General features: G+C 56.7%; 9 protein-coding genes. 7 read left to right on the top strand and 2 right to left on the bottom strand.

Annotated features, from left to right (window positions below):
• Positions 1-162 precede the first annotated feature (162 nt).
• Positions 163-1,035 carry a succinate--CoA ligase subunit alpha gene (gene sucD, locus GC165_13470; protein MBI1333877.1) on the bottom strand — a complete coding sequence of 291 codons (873 nt, stop codon included), beginning with the start codon at positions 1,033-1,035 and terminating at the stop codon, positions 163-165.
• A 442-nt stretch (positions 1,036-1,477) separates the two neighbouring features.
• Here sucD and hisB point away from each other — a divergent pair, with 442 nt between their 5' ends.
• From hisB to GC165_13435, 7 genes are all read left to right on the top strand, one after another.
• On the top strand, positions 1,478-2,083 hold the full coding sequence (gene hisB / locus GC165_13465) for an imidazoleglycerol-phosphate dehydratase HisB (GenBank protein MBI1333876.1): 606 nt from the start codon (positions 1,478-1,480) through the stop codon (positions 2,081-2,083).
• 57 nt (positions 2,084-2,140) lie between these two features.
• Complete coding sequence (locus GC165_13460; protein MBI1333875.1) at positions 2,141-2,491, top strand: hypothetical protein; 351 nt, start codon at positions 2,141-2,143, stop codon at positions 2,489-2,491.
• 2 nt (positions 2,492-2,493) lie between these two features.
• A complete protein-coding gene (locus tag GC165_13455) occupies positions 2,494-2,787 on the top strand; it encodes a hypothetical protein (protein MBI1333874.1) in 294 nt (97 codons plus the stop codon).
• A gap of 69 nt (positions 2,788-2,856) precedes the next feature.
• A complete protein-coding gene (locus tag GC165_13450) occupies positions 2,857-3,129 on the top strand; it encodes a hypothetical protein (GenBank protein MBI1333873.1) in 273 nt (90 codons plus the stop codon).
• 90 nt (positions 3,130-3,219) lie between these two features.
• Positions 3,220-7,266 (top strand): DNA-directed RNA polymerase subunit beta, encoded by a 4,047-nt coding sequence (gene rpoB / locus GC165_13445; protein MBI1333872.1) that lies wholly within the window; start codon positions 3,220-3,222, stop codon positions 7,264-7,266.
• Between the two features lie 84 nt (positions 7,267-7,350).
• The gene (rpoC, locus tag GC165_13440) at positions 7,351-12,078 is read left to right on the top strand and encodes a DNA-directed RNA polymerase subunit beta' (protein MBI1333871.1); all 4,728 of its coding nucleotides are present in this window, start codon (positions 7,351-7,353) and stop codon (positions 12,076-12,078) included.
• 305 nt (positions 12,079-12,383) lie between these two features.
• On the top strand, positions 12,384-13,619 hold the full coding sequence (locus GC165_13435; protein MBI1333870.1) for a cation:dicarboxylase symporter family transporter: 1,236 nt from the start codon (positions 12,384-12,386) through the stop codon (positions 13,617-13,619).
• Here the strand turns inward: GC165_13435 and GC165_13430 are convergent.
• Positions 13,591-13,995 (bottom strand): MerR family transcriptional regulator, encoded by a 405-nt coding sequence (locus GC165_13430; protein ID MBI1333869.1) that lies wholly within the window; start codon positions 13,993-13,995, stop codon positions 13,591-13,593. The genes GC165_13435 and GC165_13430 overlap by 29 nt on opposite strands.
• Positions 13,996-14,471 lie beyond the last annotated feature (476 nt).

The following is a 14,471-nucleotide window of genomic DNA, read 5'->3' as shown; positions in this document are numbered from 1 at the left end:
CCTAGCTGGCGTCATGCAATAGTTGGTCTTACCGATGATGTTTCGTCTGGACTCTGAGAGGTGGCTGCTCAAGGTCGATCAAATGCAAGAGTCAGGCATTGATGCCTCTCCGGATGGAGAGGCCGGTGAACTTTGTGAACCGGGTGAGGGGAACAATTAGCCTTACGAAATCAGCTTCTTCAGCAGATGCGGCACGTCCGAGGTTCGATCGGCGACCGGGACCCTTGCTGCCTCCAGAGCTTCGACCTTCGACTGAGGCGTTCCCATCTTGCCGCTAATAATTGCTCCGGCGTGGCCCATTCGCTTTCCTGGAGGGGCCGTCCGGCCCGAGATGAAGCCGACGACCGGCTTGGTCATCTTGGTGCGAATGTAATCAGCCGCAGTCTCCTCGTCCGAGCCGCCGATCTCACCGACCAGTACAACCGACTTGGTCTTAGGATCATTCTGGAACATCTCCATGACCTCGACAAAGCGGGTGCCCGGAAGCGGGTCGCCGCCGATGCCGACGCAAGTCGTCTGGCCGAGACCAGCACGCGTCAGTTCCCAAACGATTTCGTACGTGAGGGTGCCCGAGCGGGAAACCAGACCAACGTCGCCGGGAGCGAATATGTGACCCGGCATGATGCCCATTTTGCATTCGCCAGGAGTGATGATGCCGGCGCAGTTGCCGCCCAGCAGACGAGTGACGCCGTTGGCCCGCAGTCGGTTGACGACGCGCGTCATGTCGGAAATCGGAATACCTTCGGTGATGAGGGTGACGAAGGGAAGCCCGGCATCTTCGCATTCCAATACCGAGTCGGCAGCGAAGGGGGGCGGAACGAAGATCACCGAGGCGTTTGCACCTGTGGCTTCGACGGCTTCATGAACGGTATTGAAGACCGGTTTGCCAAGAAATTCCTGGCCTCCTTTTCCGGGAGTGACGCCACCAACAACGTTGGTTCCGTAGGCGATCATTTGTTCTGTGTGAAAAGCTCCTTCGCGTCCAGTCATCCCACAGACGATGACCTTCGTGTTCTTGTCGACGAGGACTGCCATGTAGCTTCAAATTTTACCGATATTTTTCGGCGAAAATCGGAACGCCGATGGGGAAAGATGTGTATCATAGAAATGGTTGCAAAGCCAACGCCGAATGAAGACTTGCAATGAGTCTTCATCGGGGGACCCAAACTTTGGGGTGAATGAGTCAATTGGGACTCTAGGGAAGCTCTTGGCCCGAACCCGTCAGCTAACCCCGTAGGTGTGCGAGAGAAGAAATGCTTTGTGAGTCGTCCTGGCTCCGATGCTTTAGCCTTCCGCCTTTGCGGCTTGAATCTGAATGGTCTAGCAGACGAAGGCGCTGCAGCCTTTGATGGCCGGATGATTCTAGCACCTCCTGTGGGGTCGTGGTCTTGATCGTCGCGACCCCATCTTAATTTTGTCGGAACCGCATTTCGACGGAAACGAATCCAATCTTTCGGTGGTATGTTATGTCATACCCATGAGTAAGTCGGCCCCTGGCGTGCGTTTTGCCGAAGTTGATCGCGAAACGAAAGAGACGAACATCCATATCGTGCTCGACCTCGACGGCGGGACGAAGCAGGATATTTCCACTGGCATTGGCTTTTTCGACCACATGCTCCACTTGATGGCCTACCACGGGCAGTTCGATGTGGGGATCGAAGCCGAAGGCGACCTGCATATCGACGACCATCACACGGTGGAAGACACCGGTATCGTGCTTGGCCGAGCCTTTCGCGATGCGCTGGAGTCCAGCGGTCCGATCGAGAGGTACGGCTCGTGCCACATGGTGATGGATGAGGCGTTGGTTTTGGTCGCGCTCGACATCAGCGGCCGAAGCGGCCTGTTCTACGACGTTCATTACACCCGCGACACCGTTGGCGGACTCGCGACTGAGAACGTGAAGGAATTCCTGCGCGCCTTTTCGGCCAATGCTGGCTTCACGATCCACGTCAAAAAGATTTCAGGCGAAAACGACCATCACATCATCGAGGCAATCTTTAAGGGCCTTGGCCGTGTGCTGGAGCAGGCAACCCGAAAAGCGGAGCGCCGAAGTGGTAATTCGACGAAAGGACGAATTGATTAGGGCTTGAAACCAAACCTCGAAGAGGAGGGTAGTTAAACGAATATGGTGAGTTCAAGTGTGCTGCCGATTGCGAGTTTTCCGGAAGAGGTCATTCCGTTAATTGCGACCGTCTTCTTCCTGATGATTCCAATTGTTGCGATTTTGACGAAGCACCAGCAAAAAATGGCGATGCTGATGCGCAACGACGGGCAGTTTCCACAGGGAAATCCCCTTCAACAAGGGAATCTGGGGAACCTTCCTGGCTCGCACGGTTTTTCCCAATCCCAGAGCAACGACATCTACGCCCTGCGCCAAGATGTTCAACAATTAAGGGAAATGGTCTCGTCGCTTGCGATTAATATTGACAATATGAATGACCGGTTGAACCGACAGTCTGACCTGCAAAATCGCATGAAGGTAGGAGAATAGCGATGCAATTGATTCCAATCGCGGGCATCGAGCCATGGCAAATGGCGCTGATGGTCCCCATCATCATCTTCATGATTCCGATTGTGGCGATCCTCACCAGTCACCAGCGGAAAATGGCGGAACTGATGCACGGCAGCAGGGAGAGCAGTCTTCCCAGCGCCGAAATCGACGAACTTCGCCGACAAATCGCCAATCTTCAACACACGGTCTCCGCGCTTACCATCTCCGTCGACAACCTCAAAGATGAGGTCCGATCCGGCCAAAATGTCCAGGACAGAATCCGTGTTGACCAGTAGTCGATCCCTTCTTTTCGGGACAAAAAGGTCGTTCCGCCACCATTTCCGCGATACAATAGGGGTGCACAAATGAGCTTGGGTGACATGGCAGGAATCTTGGTGCCGATTGCGGCCCTCAGCATTCCGGTCATCAAAATCTTGACAAGACATCAAGCTCAGATGACACAATTGATCCACAGTCAGGGCAATCTTCCGCAGGTGCAGAACGACACCTCGGAACTGCGAGAGGAAGTGCGACAGCTTCGCGAATTGATGCACCAGCAGGCAATCGCGATAGACAATTTACGGGACGACATTCGGTCATCGAATAACGTCCAAGCGAGAATAACTGAGAATTCTTAAAGAAAACTCAATATTGGCGGTTCAAAGCGTTGTGAAATAGCGGCGCCAGGGGATAGACTGTATGTTCCTCGGATTACCCCTGGAGTTTTGATGAGAGTTATTCACGCGTCCTCCAAGCGAATTCACCGTCACATCGAAGTACCAAACCTGATTGAACTACAGCTTAATTCTTACCGCTGGTTTCTCGAAGAGGGTTTGCCTGAGTTGTTCCGGACATTCAGCCCAATCTATGACTTCACCCAAACAAATTTCATCGAGCTCGTCAGCTTTTCGTTGGGTGAACCCAAGTACTCCATTCAGGAGTGCCGCGACCGAGATATCACGTTTGAAGCGCCGATCAAGGGCATCGTTCGCTTCGGCGGAAAAGACCGCGAAGTGATCGAGTCCGAGGTTTACCTCGGCGACCTTCCGCTGATGACCGACAAGGGCACGTTCATTATCAACGGCCGCGAGCGTGTCATCGTTTCCCAGCTTAGTCGATCCCCTGGCCTCTACTTCGAGGAAGGCGTCGATTCCTCCATGCAGGTCGTCGTTTCGGCCCGCGTGATCCCGAACGAAGGTCCGTGGTTGGAAGTCGAATCCGACGCGAACTTTGTCGTTCGAACCCAAATTTCGCAGACCAAGAAGCTTCCGATCACTCAGCTGGTCAAAGCCCTCTACTCGTTCTACATGGTCGACGACCAGGGCAACATGAAGACCGACGGCCGCGGCGCGCGAAAGCGAAAGCTTGGCGAAGCACTCGGTAAGAAGACGGTCGAGAAGGCCATCGATGCCTCGACCGGCGAAGTCGTGCTCGATGTCAACACGTTGATCACCGCCGAAGTCATCGCCGGATTGGATGACGATCAGAAGGCGATCCAAGTCTTCACGGTCACGCCGCTGAGCACCAACGAGGAAATCCTCGCCGCTCTGTCGCGAGAAATCACGCTTGAGAATCCAACGGCTGACGATCTCGTCGGTAAGCGAGTGATCGCCGATATCATGGATGGCGAAGAACTCGTGATCGCCGCTGGTCAGAAGATCGAGCAGGCTACGGCCAAGAAGATCGAGTCGATGGCGCTTGCGAGCATCAACCTGACGCACGTCTCGCCGCTCGTCGAAGCAACGCTTGACGCCGATTCGACCGCCAACAGCCGCGAAGCTCTTCTGGACATCTATAAGCGGATGCGACCGGGTGAAGCCGCCAACGAAGATGCCGCTAAGCAACTCGTTTACGGTCTGTTCTTCGATGTCCGCCGCTACGATCTCGGCAAGGTCGGACGACGCTTCCTTAACCAGAAGCTCGGTCTTGACATCCCGCTGAACGTCCGCAACCTGACGGCCGAAGACCTGGCGCACATGATGCTGGCCATGGAGCCGTACGTGAACCGCGAAGCGGAGCGCGACGATATCGACGACCTGAAGAACAAGCGCGTCCGATCCGTTGGCGAGCTTCTGCAGAGCCAGCTTCGACTCGGCTTCGTCCGAATGGAGAAGGTCGCCCGCGAACGAATGACCTCGACCGACCAGGAGAACCTCCTGCCGGGCATCATTCTTTCGGTTAAGCCGATCAGCGCGTCGATCAAAAGCTTCTTCAGCAGCAACCAGCTTTCAACCTTTATGGACCAGACGAACCCGCTGTCGGAAATCACCAACAAGCGGCGTCTCTCGTCCCTTGGCCCGGGTGGTCTCCAGCGAACCAGCGCCAAGCTGGAAGTTCGCGACGTCCACCGTTCGCACTACGGTCGAATCTGTCCGATCGAGACGCCAGAAGGTCCGAACATCGGTCTGATCTCCCAGCTCACGTCCCATGCTCGTGTCGACGAGTTCGGCTTCATCATGACGCCGTACCGAGTCGTCAAAGAAGGCCACGTGACGGAAGAAGTCGTCTACATGACGGCGCAGGAAGAAACGGGAATCCTCGTTGCTCCGGCTGACACGCGAACCGACGAGAACGGACTCTTCCTTGAAGAGCGAATCCAGGTTCGATGCGCTGGTGGCGTACTTCAGGGAGCGAGCTACCCGACGGTCCCGCGAGCCCAAATCCACTTTATCGACGTTGCTCCTTCGCAGATCATCTCGGTCGCGACCTCGCTGATCCCGTTCCTTGAGAACGACGACGCGAACCGCGCTCTGATGGGCGCAAACATGCAGCGACAGGCGGTTCCTTGCCTTCGCGGCGACAAGCCGTTGGTCGGCACCGGCTACGAGCGAGTTGCGGCGGTTGACTCCGGCGCGGCGGTCGTTGCCTTCAACGACGGCGTCATCGAAAGCGTCACCTCGCAAGAGATCGTCATCCGACGAGACGATGGTGGGGCCGAGTCGTACAACCTGCTGCACATGGTGCAGTCGAATAAGTCGACTTGTTTCACTCAGCGACCGGTGGTGGCCCTTGGCCAGCGCGTGCTGAAGGGCGATCCGCTCGCCGATGGCCCGTGTGTTGACAAGGCTGAACTGGCCCTCGGTAAGAACGTGCTGGTCGCGTTCATGCCGTGGAACGGTTACAACTACGAAGACGCGATCCTGATCTCCGAGCGAATGGTGAAGGACGACGTGTACACGTCGATCCACATCGAGCGGTACGAAACCGAAGCAGTCGATACCAAGCTTGGACCGGAAGAAGTCACTCGCGACATTCCAAACGTCGGCGAGGATGCTCTGAAGGACCTCGACGAGAACGGAATCATCCGCATCGGTGCCGAAGTTCGACCGGAAGACATTCTGGTTGGTAAGGTCGCTCCGAAGGGTCAGGTCGAAATGACCGCCGAAGAGCGGCTGATCATTGCGATCTTCGGTAAGAAGGCGGAGGAGACGCGCGACGTCTCGCTCCGACTGCCGCACGGCGAAAAGGGAACGGTCGTGGACGTCAAAGTCTTCAGCCGCTACAAGTACCTGTCGCCGTCGATCAACTACGTTTATAAGGAATCCAAGAAGCGCGATCGCCTGATCTGCGACCGAACGGAAGAGCCTCTGCTCCAAATCCCCGGGGACGAACTGCCAGCGGGAACGAACATGACGGTTCAGGTCTACGTGGCCCAGAAGCGAAAGCTGATGGTTGGCGACAAGATGGCCGGACGACACGGAAACAAGGGTGTTATCTCCCGAGTTCTGGCCGTCGAAGACATGCCGTTCCTTGCAGACGGTACGTCGGTGGACATCGTTCTGAACCCGCTCGGTGTTCCGAGCCGAATGAACATCGGTCAGATTCTGGAAACGCACCTCGGCTACGCCGGTAAGCACCTCGGAATCGAGTACAAGTGCCCTGCCTTCCAAGGCGCGACCGAGCACGAAGTTCTCGAAGAGATGGAGCGACTGGCCGAGCACTTCCGACGCCAAGCCCTGGAAGCCTACGTGAAGAGCGAACTGCTCCTCAACGTCAGCTTCGAGAAGGACGACAATCTGGAAGCGATGCTCGGTAAGGTCGAAACCAAGTTCCGCGAGCTCGGCACGAACGGTTTGGAGCGCATTTCGCGAATCCTCGCCGTCGGCCCGGTCAAGCCAGTGGGCGAACTCATGGAAGTCGATATCGACGAGTTCGTTCCGGAAGACCTGGAACTCGAAATCGACGAGAAACCGCACAAGGCGAAGGACGACCACTACAAGCAGATGCTGGCGAACCTCGAAGGCAACGTGTTCAAGCGTTCTGGCTTCGATCCCAACACCTGTAAGTCGACCATCCGCGACGGTCTCACCGGCGACACGGTCCCGAACAACATCACGGTCGGAATGATCTACATGTTGAAGCTGGAGCACTTGGTCGACGAAAAGATCCACGCCCGATCCATTGGCCCATACTCACTCGTTACCCAGCAGCCTCTGGGTGGTAAGGCACAGTTTGGTGGCCAGCGATTTGGTGAAATGGAAGTGTGGGCCCTGGAAGCCTATGGCGCGGCCTACACGCTTCAGGAACTTCTTACGATCAAGTCGGACGACGTCATGGGACGCGTCCGAGCCTACGAGAGCATCGTCAAGGGCGAAAGCTTGGCCGAACCCGGTATTCCGGAGTCGTTCAAGATTCTTGTCAACGAGCTTCGATCGCTTGGCCTCAAGGTCAGCGTCGAGGATGCGAACAACAAGGAGCTTCCGCTCAAGGATCTCGATGAACTCGGTGGCGGCGACGACATGCGACTCGCCCGATCCGTCGGATTCTTCAACTAAATCTTTCTTGGGCCCGTTCAACGGCGAGAGGGCCCAACATTCGGACAGTTAACAACGAAAGGGAATTATTAACAAAGGTAAGAAATGGCAGCAGTAAGTCTGTTCGACAAAATCAAAATTGGTATCGCCAGTCCGGAAGACGTGATGGCGTGGTCTCATGGCGAAGTCAAAAAGCCGGAGACGATCAATTACCGCACTTTCAAGCCGGAGCGAGACGGCTTGTTCTGCGAGAAGATTTTCGGTCCGGTTAAGGACTGGGAGTGTTCTTGCGGGCGCTACAAGAAGATTAAGTACAAAGGCATCGTTTGCGAGCGATGCGGCGTGGAAGTCACGCGAAGCAAGGTACGACGCGAGCGAATGGGCCACGTCGAACTTGCCGCGCCGATCTGCCACATTTGGTACCTCAAGGGTGTTCCGTCGCCCCTATCGCTGATCCTCGACATTTCGCCGAGGCTCCTCGAAAAGGTCATCTACTTTGCCAGCTTCATCATCATCGACATCGACCAGGACCAAATCCAGGAGCTCCTCCCGGAAATCCGTAAGGCCGTCGAAGTCGAAAAGATGCACCTTCAGCTTGGCATGCGCGAACTGGAAGAGGAGTCTCTTTCCCGCCTCGCCGAAGACCTGAAGAACAACGGCGACGAATACGACGAGGGCTACGTTCGCGAGCGATCGAAGGCAGTTAACGACCGAATTAAGGCCGAATACCGAGACGCCGACGACCGACTGAAGGACCTCGATATCGCTGTCGAAATCCTCGGCAAGCTGGAGAAGAACCAGCTCATCGACGAAGACAAGTACCGAGCCGTTTCCAAGCTGTTGGACAGCGTCGGTATGCGCATGGAGCGCGACCTTCGACCGCTCGTTCGCGCCAACATCGGCGCCGAAGCGATCAAGGAACTCCTGCACCGAGTCGAACTCGAAAAGCTGGCTCGCGAACTCCGACAGGAGATCGTCATGACCACCAGCCAACGACGAGCCCGCGCTATCAAGCGACTGGAAGTCGTCGAAGCCCTGATCGGCTCCAAGAGCCGACCGGATTGGATGATCCAGGACGTGATCCCGGTCATCTCGCCGGAGCTTCGCCCGATGGTCCAGCTCGACGGTGGCCGCTTCGCCACGTCGGACCTTAACGATCTCTATCGACGAATCATCAACCGAAACAACCGGTTGAAGAAGATCATCGAGATTCACGCACCGGAATCGATCATCAACCACGAAAAGCGACTTCTGCAGGAAGCCGTCGATGCCCTCATCGACAATGGCCGCCGCGCACGACCGGTTGTTGGCTCCAACGCCCGACCGCTCAAGTCGCTCAGCGACATGCTCAAGGGTAAGGAAGGACGATTCCGAAAGAACCTGCTCGGTAAGCGCGTCGACTACTCTGGTCGATCGGTTATCGTCGTCGGTCCTCACCTCAAACTGCACCAGTGCGGCATTCCGAAGGAAATGGCGCTCGAGCTGTTCAAGCCGTTCGTCATGAAGACGCTGGTCGAAAAGCGCATCACGCAGAACATCAAGACGGCCAAGCGAATGATCGACCGAATGCACCCGGCAGTTTGGGACGGTCTGGAAGAGGTCATCAAGGAGCACCCGGTACTTCTGAACCGCGCTCCAACCCTGCACCGACTGGGTATCCAGGCGTTCGAGCCGATCCTCGTGGACGGTAAGGCGATCCAGGTTCACCCGCTGGTTTGTAACATGTACAACGCGGACTTTGACGGCGACCAGATGGCCGTTCACGTTCCGCTGTCTGCCGAAGCTCAGGCCGAAGCCCGAGTCCTCATGCTCTCGACCCAGAACCTGTTCACGCCGTCGGACGGACGTCCGACCTGTGCGCCGGTGCAGGACATCGTTCTTGGTAACTACGCCCTGACGATGATGAGCCGAGAAGGCAAAGCCAAGCTTGAGGCCAAAGCCGAAGCTCACAAGAAGAACGCTGAGAAGAACCCTGCGCCGTTCGTGTACTCCTGTCCGGACGAAGTGATCTTCAACTTCGAGAGCCCAGGCGTCGAAGAGCGAATCGGCATCAACGATCCGGTCATGGTTCGTCTCCGCCGACCGGTCTTCCGACCCGACAGCGAAGTCGCCTTCCGCGATACCGCAACCGGTCAGGAATACCACAAGGTTGTCACCACCGACGACGAAGGCAAGGAATTCGAAGAGCTTCAGCCGTACGAAATGGAGTGGGAAGAGGTCGTCCGTGCGATTACGCCAGGCCAGCTAATCTTCCACGCCGTTCTGCCGTGGCCACTCAAGTTCTCCGACGCCTACGTCAATGTCGAGCTTTCTAAGAAGGCCCTCGCGGACATGATCTTGGTCATCCACAAGCGAGCCGGCATCGGTGCGACCATCAAGTTCCTCGATGACATGAAGGACAGCGGCTTCAAGTGGGCGACCAAATACGGTCTGACCGTTGCCATCACCGACATGGACCCGCCGGAGCGACGAGACGAAATCCTGAAGGATGCAGACGACAAATCCAACAAGGTTCTGGCTCAGTTCCGACGAGGAATGCTCGCGTTTAACGAAATGCAGAGCACCCTGGTTCGACTCTGGCAGGAAACGTATAACGTTATCGGTGAAGAGATCGTGAAGGGCCTGACCCAGTTCAACCCGCTCAGCATCACGACTGTCTCCGGTGCTCGTGGTTCGATCAAGCAGCTTGCGCAGCTCTCGGGAATGCGCGGCCTGATGTTGAACCAGTTCAACGAAACGATCTACGAACTTCCGGTCAAGAATTCGTTCCACCGAGGTCTGTCGATGCTTGAGTACTTCGTGACCACGCACGGCGCTCGAAAGGGTCTGGCTGACACTGCTCTCCGAACCGCTGACGCGGGCTACTTGACGCGACGCCTTTGCGACGTCGCTCAGGACGTCATCGTCAAGGCCGACGACTGCGGCACCACCGAAGGCATGACTGCTCACCGCATCGTGCTGATGGGTGAGGCGATCGAGTCGCTCGGCGACCGAATCCACGACCGACTGGCGCTGTCCGTCATCACCGACCCCGACTCGGGCGAGGCGCTGACGACGTTCCAGGAGCCGATCAGCAAGGAAGTCTCCGGTCGAGTGAACCAGATCGAGAAGAAGTTCTACGCTGAGATTGATGGCGCGAAGGACGACAAGGCCAAGGACAAGATCTACACGAAGTACCGAGGCTTTGGTTTCGAGATCACCGACCACGGTCTCTTGGCCATGAAGGTCCGATCTCCGCTGTACTGCGTGCTCGAGCAGGGCGTTTGTTCGCACTGTTACGGCATCGACCTTTCGACGAACAAACTCGTCGAAGTTGGCGTCTCCGTCGGAATCATCGCCGCTCAGTCGATCGGTGAACCCGGAACGCAGCTTACGATGCGTACGTTCCACACGGGTGGTGTTGCTGGTTCGGCTACCATCGCTCGTACGAACCAGTACAAGACGGGTAAGTTCATCCGCCAGTTCATGGAGGACTTTGCGTCCGCGACCGATACCGACCTCAAGGCGTTCGACCCGACCAAGCTGTTGGAAACCCAAGAGGCCATCGTTCGATCGCTCTTCAAGAATCAGGAAACCGCTCCGCTGACGATCAACAACGTCGAAGAGATTGAGGATCCGAAGCTGAAGAAGCGAGCTGAGCGAGCCAGCAAGGCCGCCCAGAAGGCCGCCGATAAGAGCGACAGCGACAGCCGCAAGATGTGGGAGAAGTCGAGAAAGACGTTCTTCTACTCTTGGACAGGTGAATCCTCCGGTATTGTCCGCGTCGAAGAAATCTTCGAAGCGCGACGTCAGCCGCGTGGTAAGGCGATCATTTGTCCGGTCTCCGGTATCGTCAAGGAAATCAAGGAGTCGAGCTTTGGACGATTCGTCGTCATCGAAGCCGAAGTCCCGGTGACCGCGCCGATCAAGGATGCCTACATCAGCGACGTTCAGTCTTGGCCGTCCGATAACACCGGCACGTACAAGAACGGTCTGCACAAGGTGGTCGGCCAAAAGCTGACGACCGCGATGGTAGCTTCGCTCCGCAAGGCCGACGTCGAGCACGTCAACATCATCTACCCAATCCTCGTTCCGCCGCTTGGTAAGCTGCCGGTCGAAAAGGGCAACAAGGTTATCAAGGGCGACCCCCTGACCGAAGGCCCGCGCGATCCGCACGAGGTTCTGGAATTGGCTGGTGCCGCCGCAGTTCACGAGTACTTCGTCGAGAACCTGCAGAGCGTTTATAAGAGCCAGGGCGTCGACATCAACGACAAGCACGTTGAAGTCATCATTCGACAGATGATGCGAAAGCGACAGGTCAAGGAGCCGGGCGACACCCCGTTCCTCCCGGGCCAGATCGTGGACCGCTTCGCCTTCCAGCGAGCCAACGAGCGAGTGCGCGAGAAGCTGCACTCGGGTACCAAGATCAAGTACGTCGACCCGATCTCCGGCGAGAACGTGGAGCGCGATCCGAAGGAAGCGACGGCGAACTGGATTCTTCTCGGTATCACCGAGGCGTCTCTGGCCACCGACTCGTTCCTCTCGGCCGCATCGTTCCAAAAGACGACGCGTGTCCTTACCGAAGCTGCGGTCCGCGGAAAGCGCGACCACCTCATCGGTCTGAAGGAGAACGTCATCCTTGGTCGATTGATTCCGTCCGGTACCGGCGTCAAGCAGTACCGCGAAATCGACGTCAACGTCCAGCGCGGATCGTGGGCCGAGCAGTCGCTCCAGGCTCTGGTCGAGTCGGAGGATATTGACTTCGATGAAGAGTTCGAGTCTCTGAATTTCCCGTCGCTCAGCGATATGGCGGCGGATGAGGACGGATTCGAAGGGCTCAACGACGAAATCTAAATAACACAAAAGCCTCAAGCCCCTCGGCTCCAATGGATCGAGGGGCTTTTTCTTTTTGGCTTTGCACTCACTTGTGCCCTCTCCAGACTCTCCGAGAGGAAATCTGAAGGGTCCGCGGTTGGAACTGCCACAAAGGCAGTTTCGACGTGGAAGGGTGTCTCCTGACTTGTGTTAGAGACGGGAGGGGAAAATCCACTGAAATCTTGAGGCTCCAAACTCCAAACTTCCAACTATTAAGTGCCGACTGCCAACTGCCAACTGCCTACTGTCTTGCCCTCTTTTCGCTGAAACCGTATACTGCACCCATGTCCGCCGGAAAAGCCATTCGCTCTACGGCGTACATCGTGGTGTCCATCGTCGTGGGCATCGTCATTGGGCTCATCCTCCAGAAAAACGCCGCACCTCTGGGAAGCGTAGGGAAGTTCTACATTGACCTCATCAAGGCCGTCGCTACGCCGCTCCTCTTCTTTGCTATCCTTGATGCTATTGTTTCATCCGAGGTGCGCTGGAAGTCGGCGCGGAGGTTCCTCGGTGTCGTCGTCATCAACACGACCATTGCCGCTACCATCGGCCTGACCATCGCCAATGTCTTCAAGCCGGGCAAACACCTGGTGCTCGGCGCACAAGTCCAGAATTCCAGCATCAGCGAGATCGCGAAAAGCCACAAGGTGAATGTCCTCGGCTTCATTGAGAACCTGTTGCCCAAGAACATCGTCGAGCCGTTTGCGACCTCCAACATCCTTAGCGTCGCCTTCCTGGCCGTGCTCATCGGGTGTGCCCTCAGATCCTTTAAGAATCTAAACGAGCCTTGGGTAGCTGACTGGGAGCGGATCGTTCATGGCGGCTATCGGCTCTCCGAAAAGGTGATCACTTGGCTGGTGTCGCTGACGCCGCTAGCCATCGGCGCCGTCATCGCCAAGAGTGTTGGTGAGAACGGCTTTGCTCACCTGCTTGGGCTGATTCCGTACGTTGGCTTCGTCATCCTCGGGCTTTGCATTCAAACGTTCATTGTCTACCCCATCTGGCTGATCATCAAGAAGCGGGTTAGCTTGCGTGATTTTTGGCGGGAGGCTACGCCGCCCGTGCTCAACGCGTTCGGTATCAACAGCAGCCTCGCCACTCTGCCGCTGACGCTCAAAGCCCTCGATAACTTGGGAATCTCGAAGGAGAGCTCGCGCATGGGTGCGTGCATCGGCACGAACCTCAATAACGACGGAATCCTGCTCTACGAAGCCTTCGGTGTGATCATCGTGTCGCAGGCTATCGGCCTCGACCTCTCGCTCTCGTCGCAGATCACCATTGCGCTGATGTGCGTTCTGACGGCCCTCGGAATCGCAGGCGTCCCCGAAGCGGGCATCATTTCGCTCGCGATCATTTTGGGCACGCTGGGTTACTCGGCCGACGTCCTCTTGCCGATTCTGCTGACAGTGGACTGGATCATCGCCCGAATGCGGTCGGTGACGAACGTGGTGGCGGATATGACGACGTCGATCGTGATCGACGATCATCCGGCTACAACTGGGCCGATTTCCGTATCTTGATATTGGGAACAGGCAGGAGCGATTCGTCCTTGCGAAGCAGGATGTTTCGGTTCTCCATCATCGACGTGATCCGCTTTTCGGCTTCTTCAACATAGTCCGCCAACTGCTTTTCCATGTCGGTTCGCATCTCCTCCATGTCGTCGAGGAGGCGAAGGATGATCTCGACACCGGCGAGGTTCACGCCCAGCTCTTGGGTCAGCCTCTGGATGCGTCGAACACGGAGAATATCGAGCTCCGAGTAAAGCCGGTTCTTTGCGCCGACTCTCGAAGGGATCACGAGGCCAAGACGCTCGTACTGGCGCAGAGTCTGCGGGTGGACGTTGCACAATTGTGCCGCCACTCCGATCATATACACTGGCTGGTTTTCGTGTCTCATGCTTTCTCCGTTTGCTGAAATCGCGTCAGCAGGTCGCGCTGTTCCTGCGTTAGATGTTTCGGCACTGTGACCTTTAGGCGAGCCATTAGGTCGCCCTTACCGCCGCCAAGTTTGGTAATGCCCTGGTTGGCTAGCCGGAACATTTGGCCCGATTGGGAGCCCGCCGGAATCTTCATCGTGACGTTCTTGCGAAGCGTCGGAATCGAAATTTCACCACCGAGCGCCGCCGTCGCGAAGGAGACGGGAACCTCGACCTCCAAATTTTCGCCGACTGGTTTGAACTGCGGATGCTTGGCCCATCGGATGACAACATAAAGGTCTCCCGCCTTTCCACCGATGCCCGCGTGGCCCTTGCTGGGAACCCGAAGCTTTTTGCCGTCGCCGATGCCCGCCGGAATCTTGACCTCGACCTTCTTTGTTGTCGGCACCGTGGCGATCTGGCCACGAGTCTGCTGGGCGTCCATTGTTTGATAGGT

It is taken from the genome of Armatimonadota bacterium, from assembly GCA_016125185.1.
Classification (GTDB): domain Bacteria; phylum Armatimonadota; class Fimbriimonadia; order Fimbriimonadales; family Fimbriimonadaceae; genus Fimbriimonas.
The sequence above is the reverse complement of the archived record's forward strand: the minus strand, read 5'-3'. Positions and strand labels throughout refer to the sequence as shown.

Excerpts from the sequence above, each read along its gene's own strand:
- GC165_13450 (MBI1333873.1), top strand. The coding sequence starts at position 2,857 with ATGAGCTTGGGTGACATGGCAGGAATCTTGGTGCCGATTGCGGCCCTC.
- GC165_13435 (MBI1333870.1), top strand. The coding sequence starts at position 12,384 with ATGTCCGCCGGAAAAGCCATTCGCTCTACGGCGTACATCGTGGTGTCC.
- GC165_13455 (MBI1333874.1), top strand. The coding sequence starts at position 2,494 with ATGCAATTGATTCCAATCGCGGGCATCGAGCCATGGCAAATGGCGCTG.
- sucD (MBI1333877.1), bottom strand. The coding sequence starts at position 1,035 with ATGGCAGTCCTCGTCGACAAGAACACGAAGGTCATCGTCTGTGGGATG.
- rpoB (MBI1333872.1), top strand. The coding sequence starts at position 3,220 with ATGAGAGTTATTCACGCGTCCTCCAAGCGAATTCACCGTCACATCGAA.
- GC165_13430 (MBI1333869.1), bottom strand. The coding sequence starts at position 13,995 with ATGAGACACGAAAACCAGCCAGTGTATATGATCGGAGTGGCGGCACAA.
- hisB (MBI1333876.1), top strand. The coding sequence starts at position 1,478 with ATGAGTAAGTCGGCCCCTGGCGTGCGTTTTGCCGAAGTTGATCGCGAA.
- rpoC (MBI1333871.1), top strand. The coding sequence starts at position 7,351 with ATGGCAGCAGTAAGTCTGTTCGACAAAATCAAAATTGGTATCGCCAGT.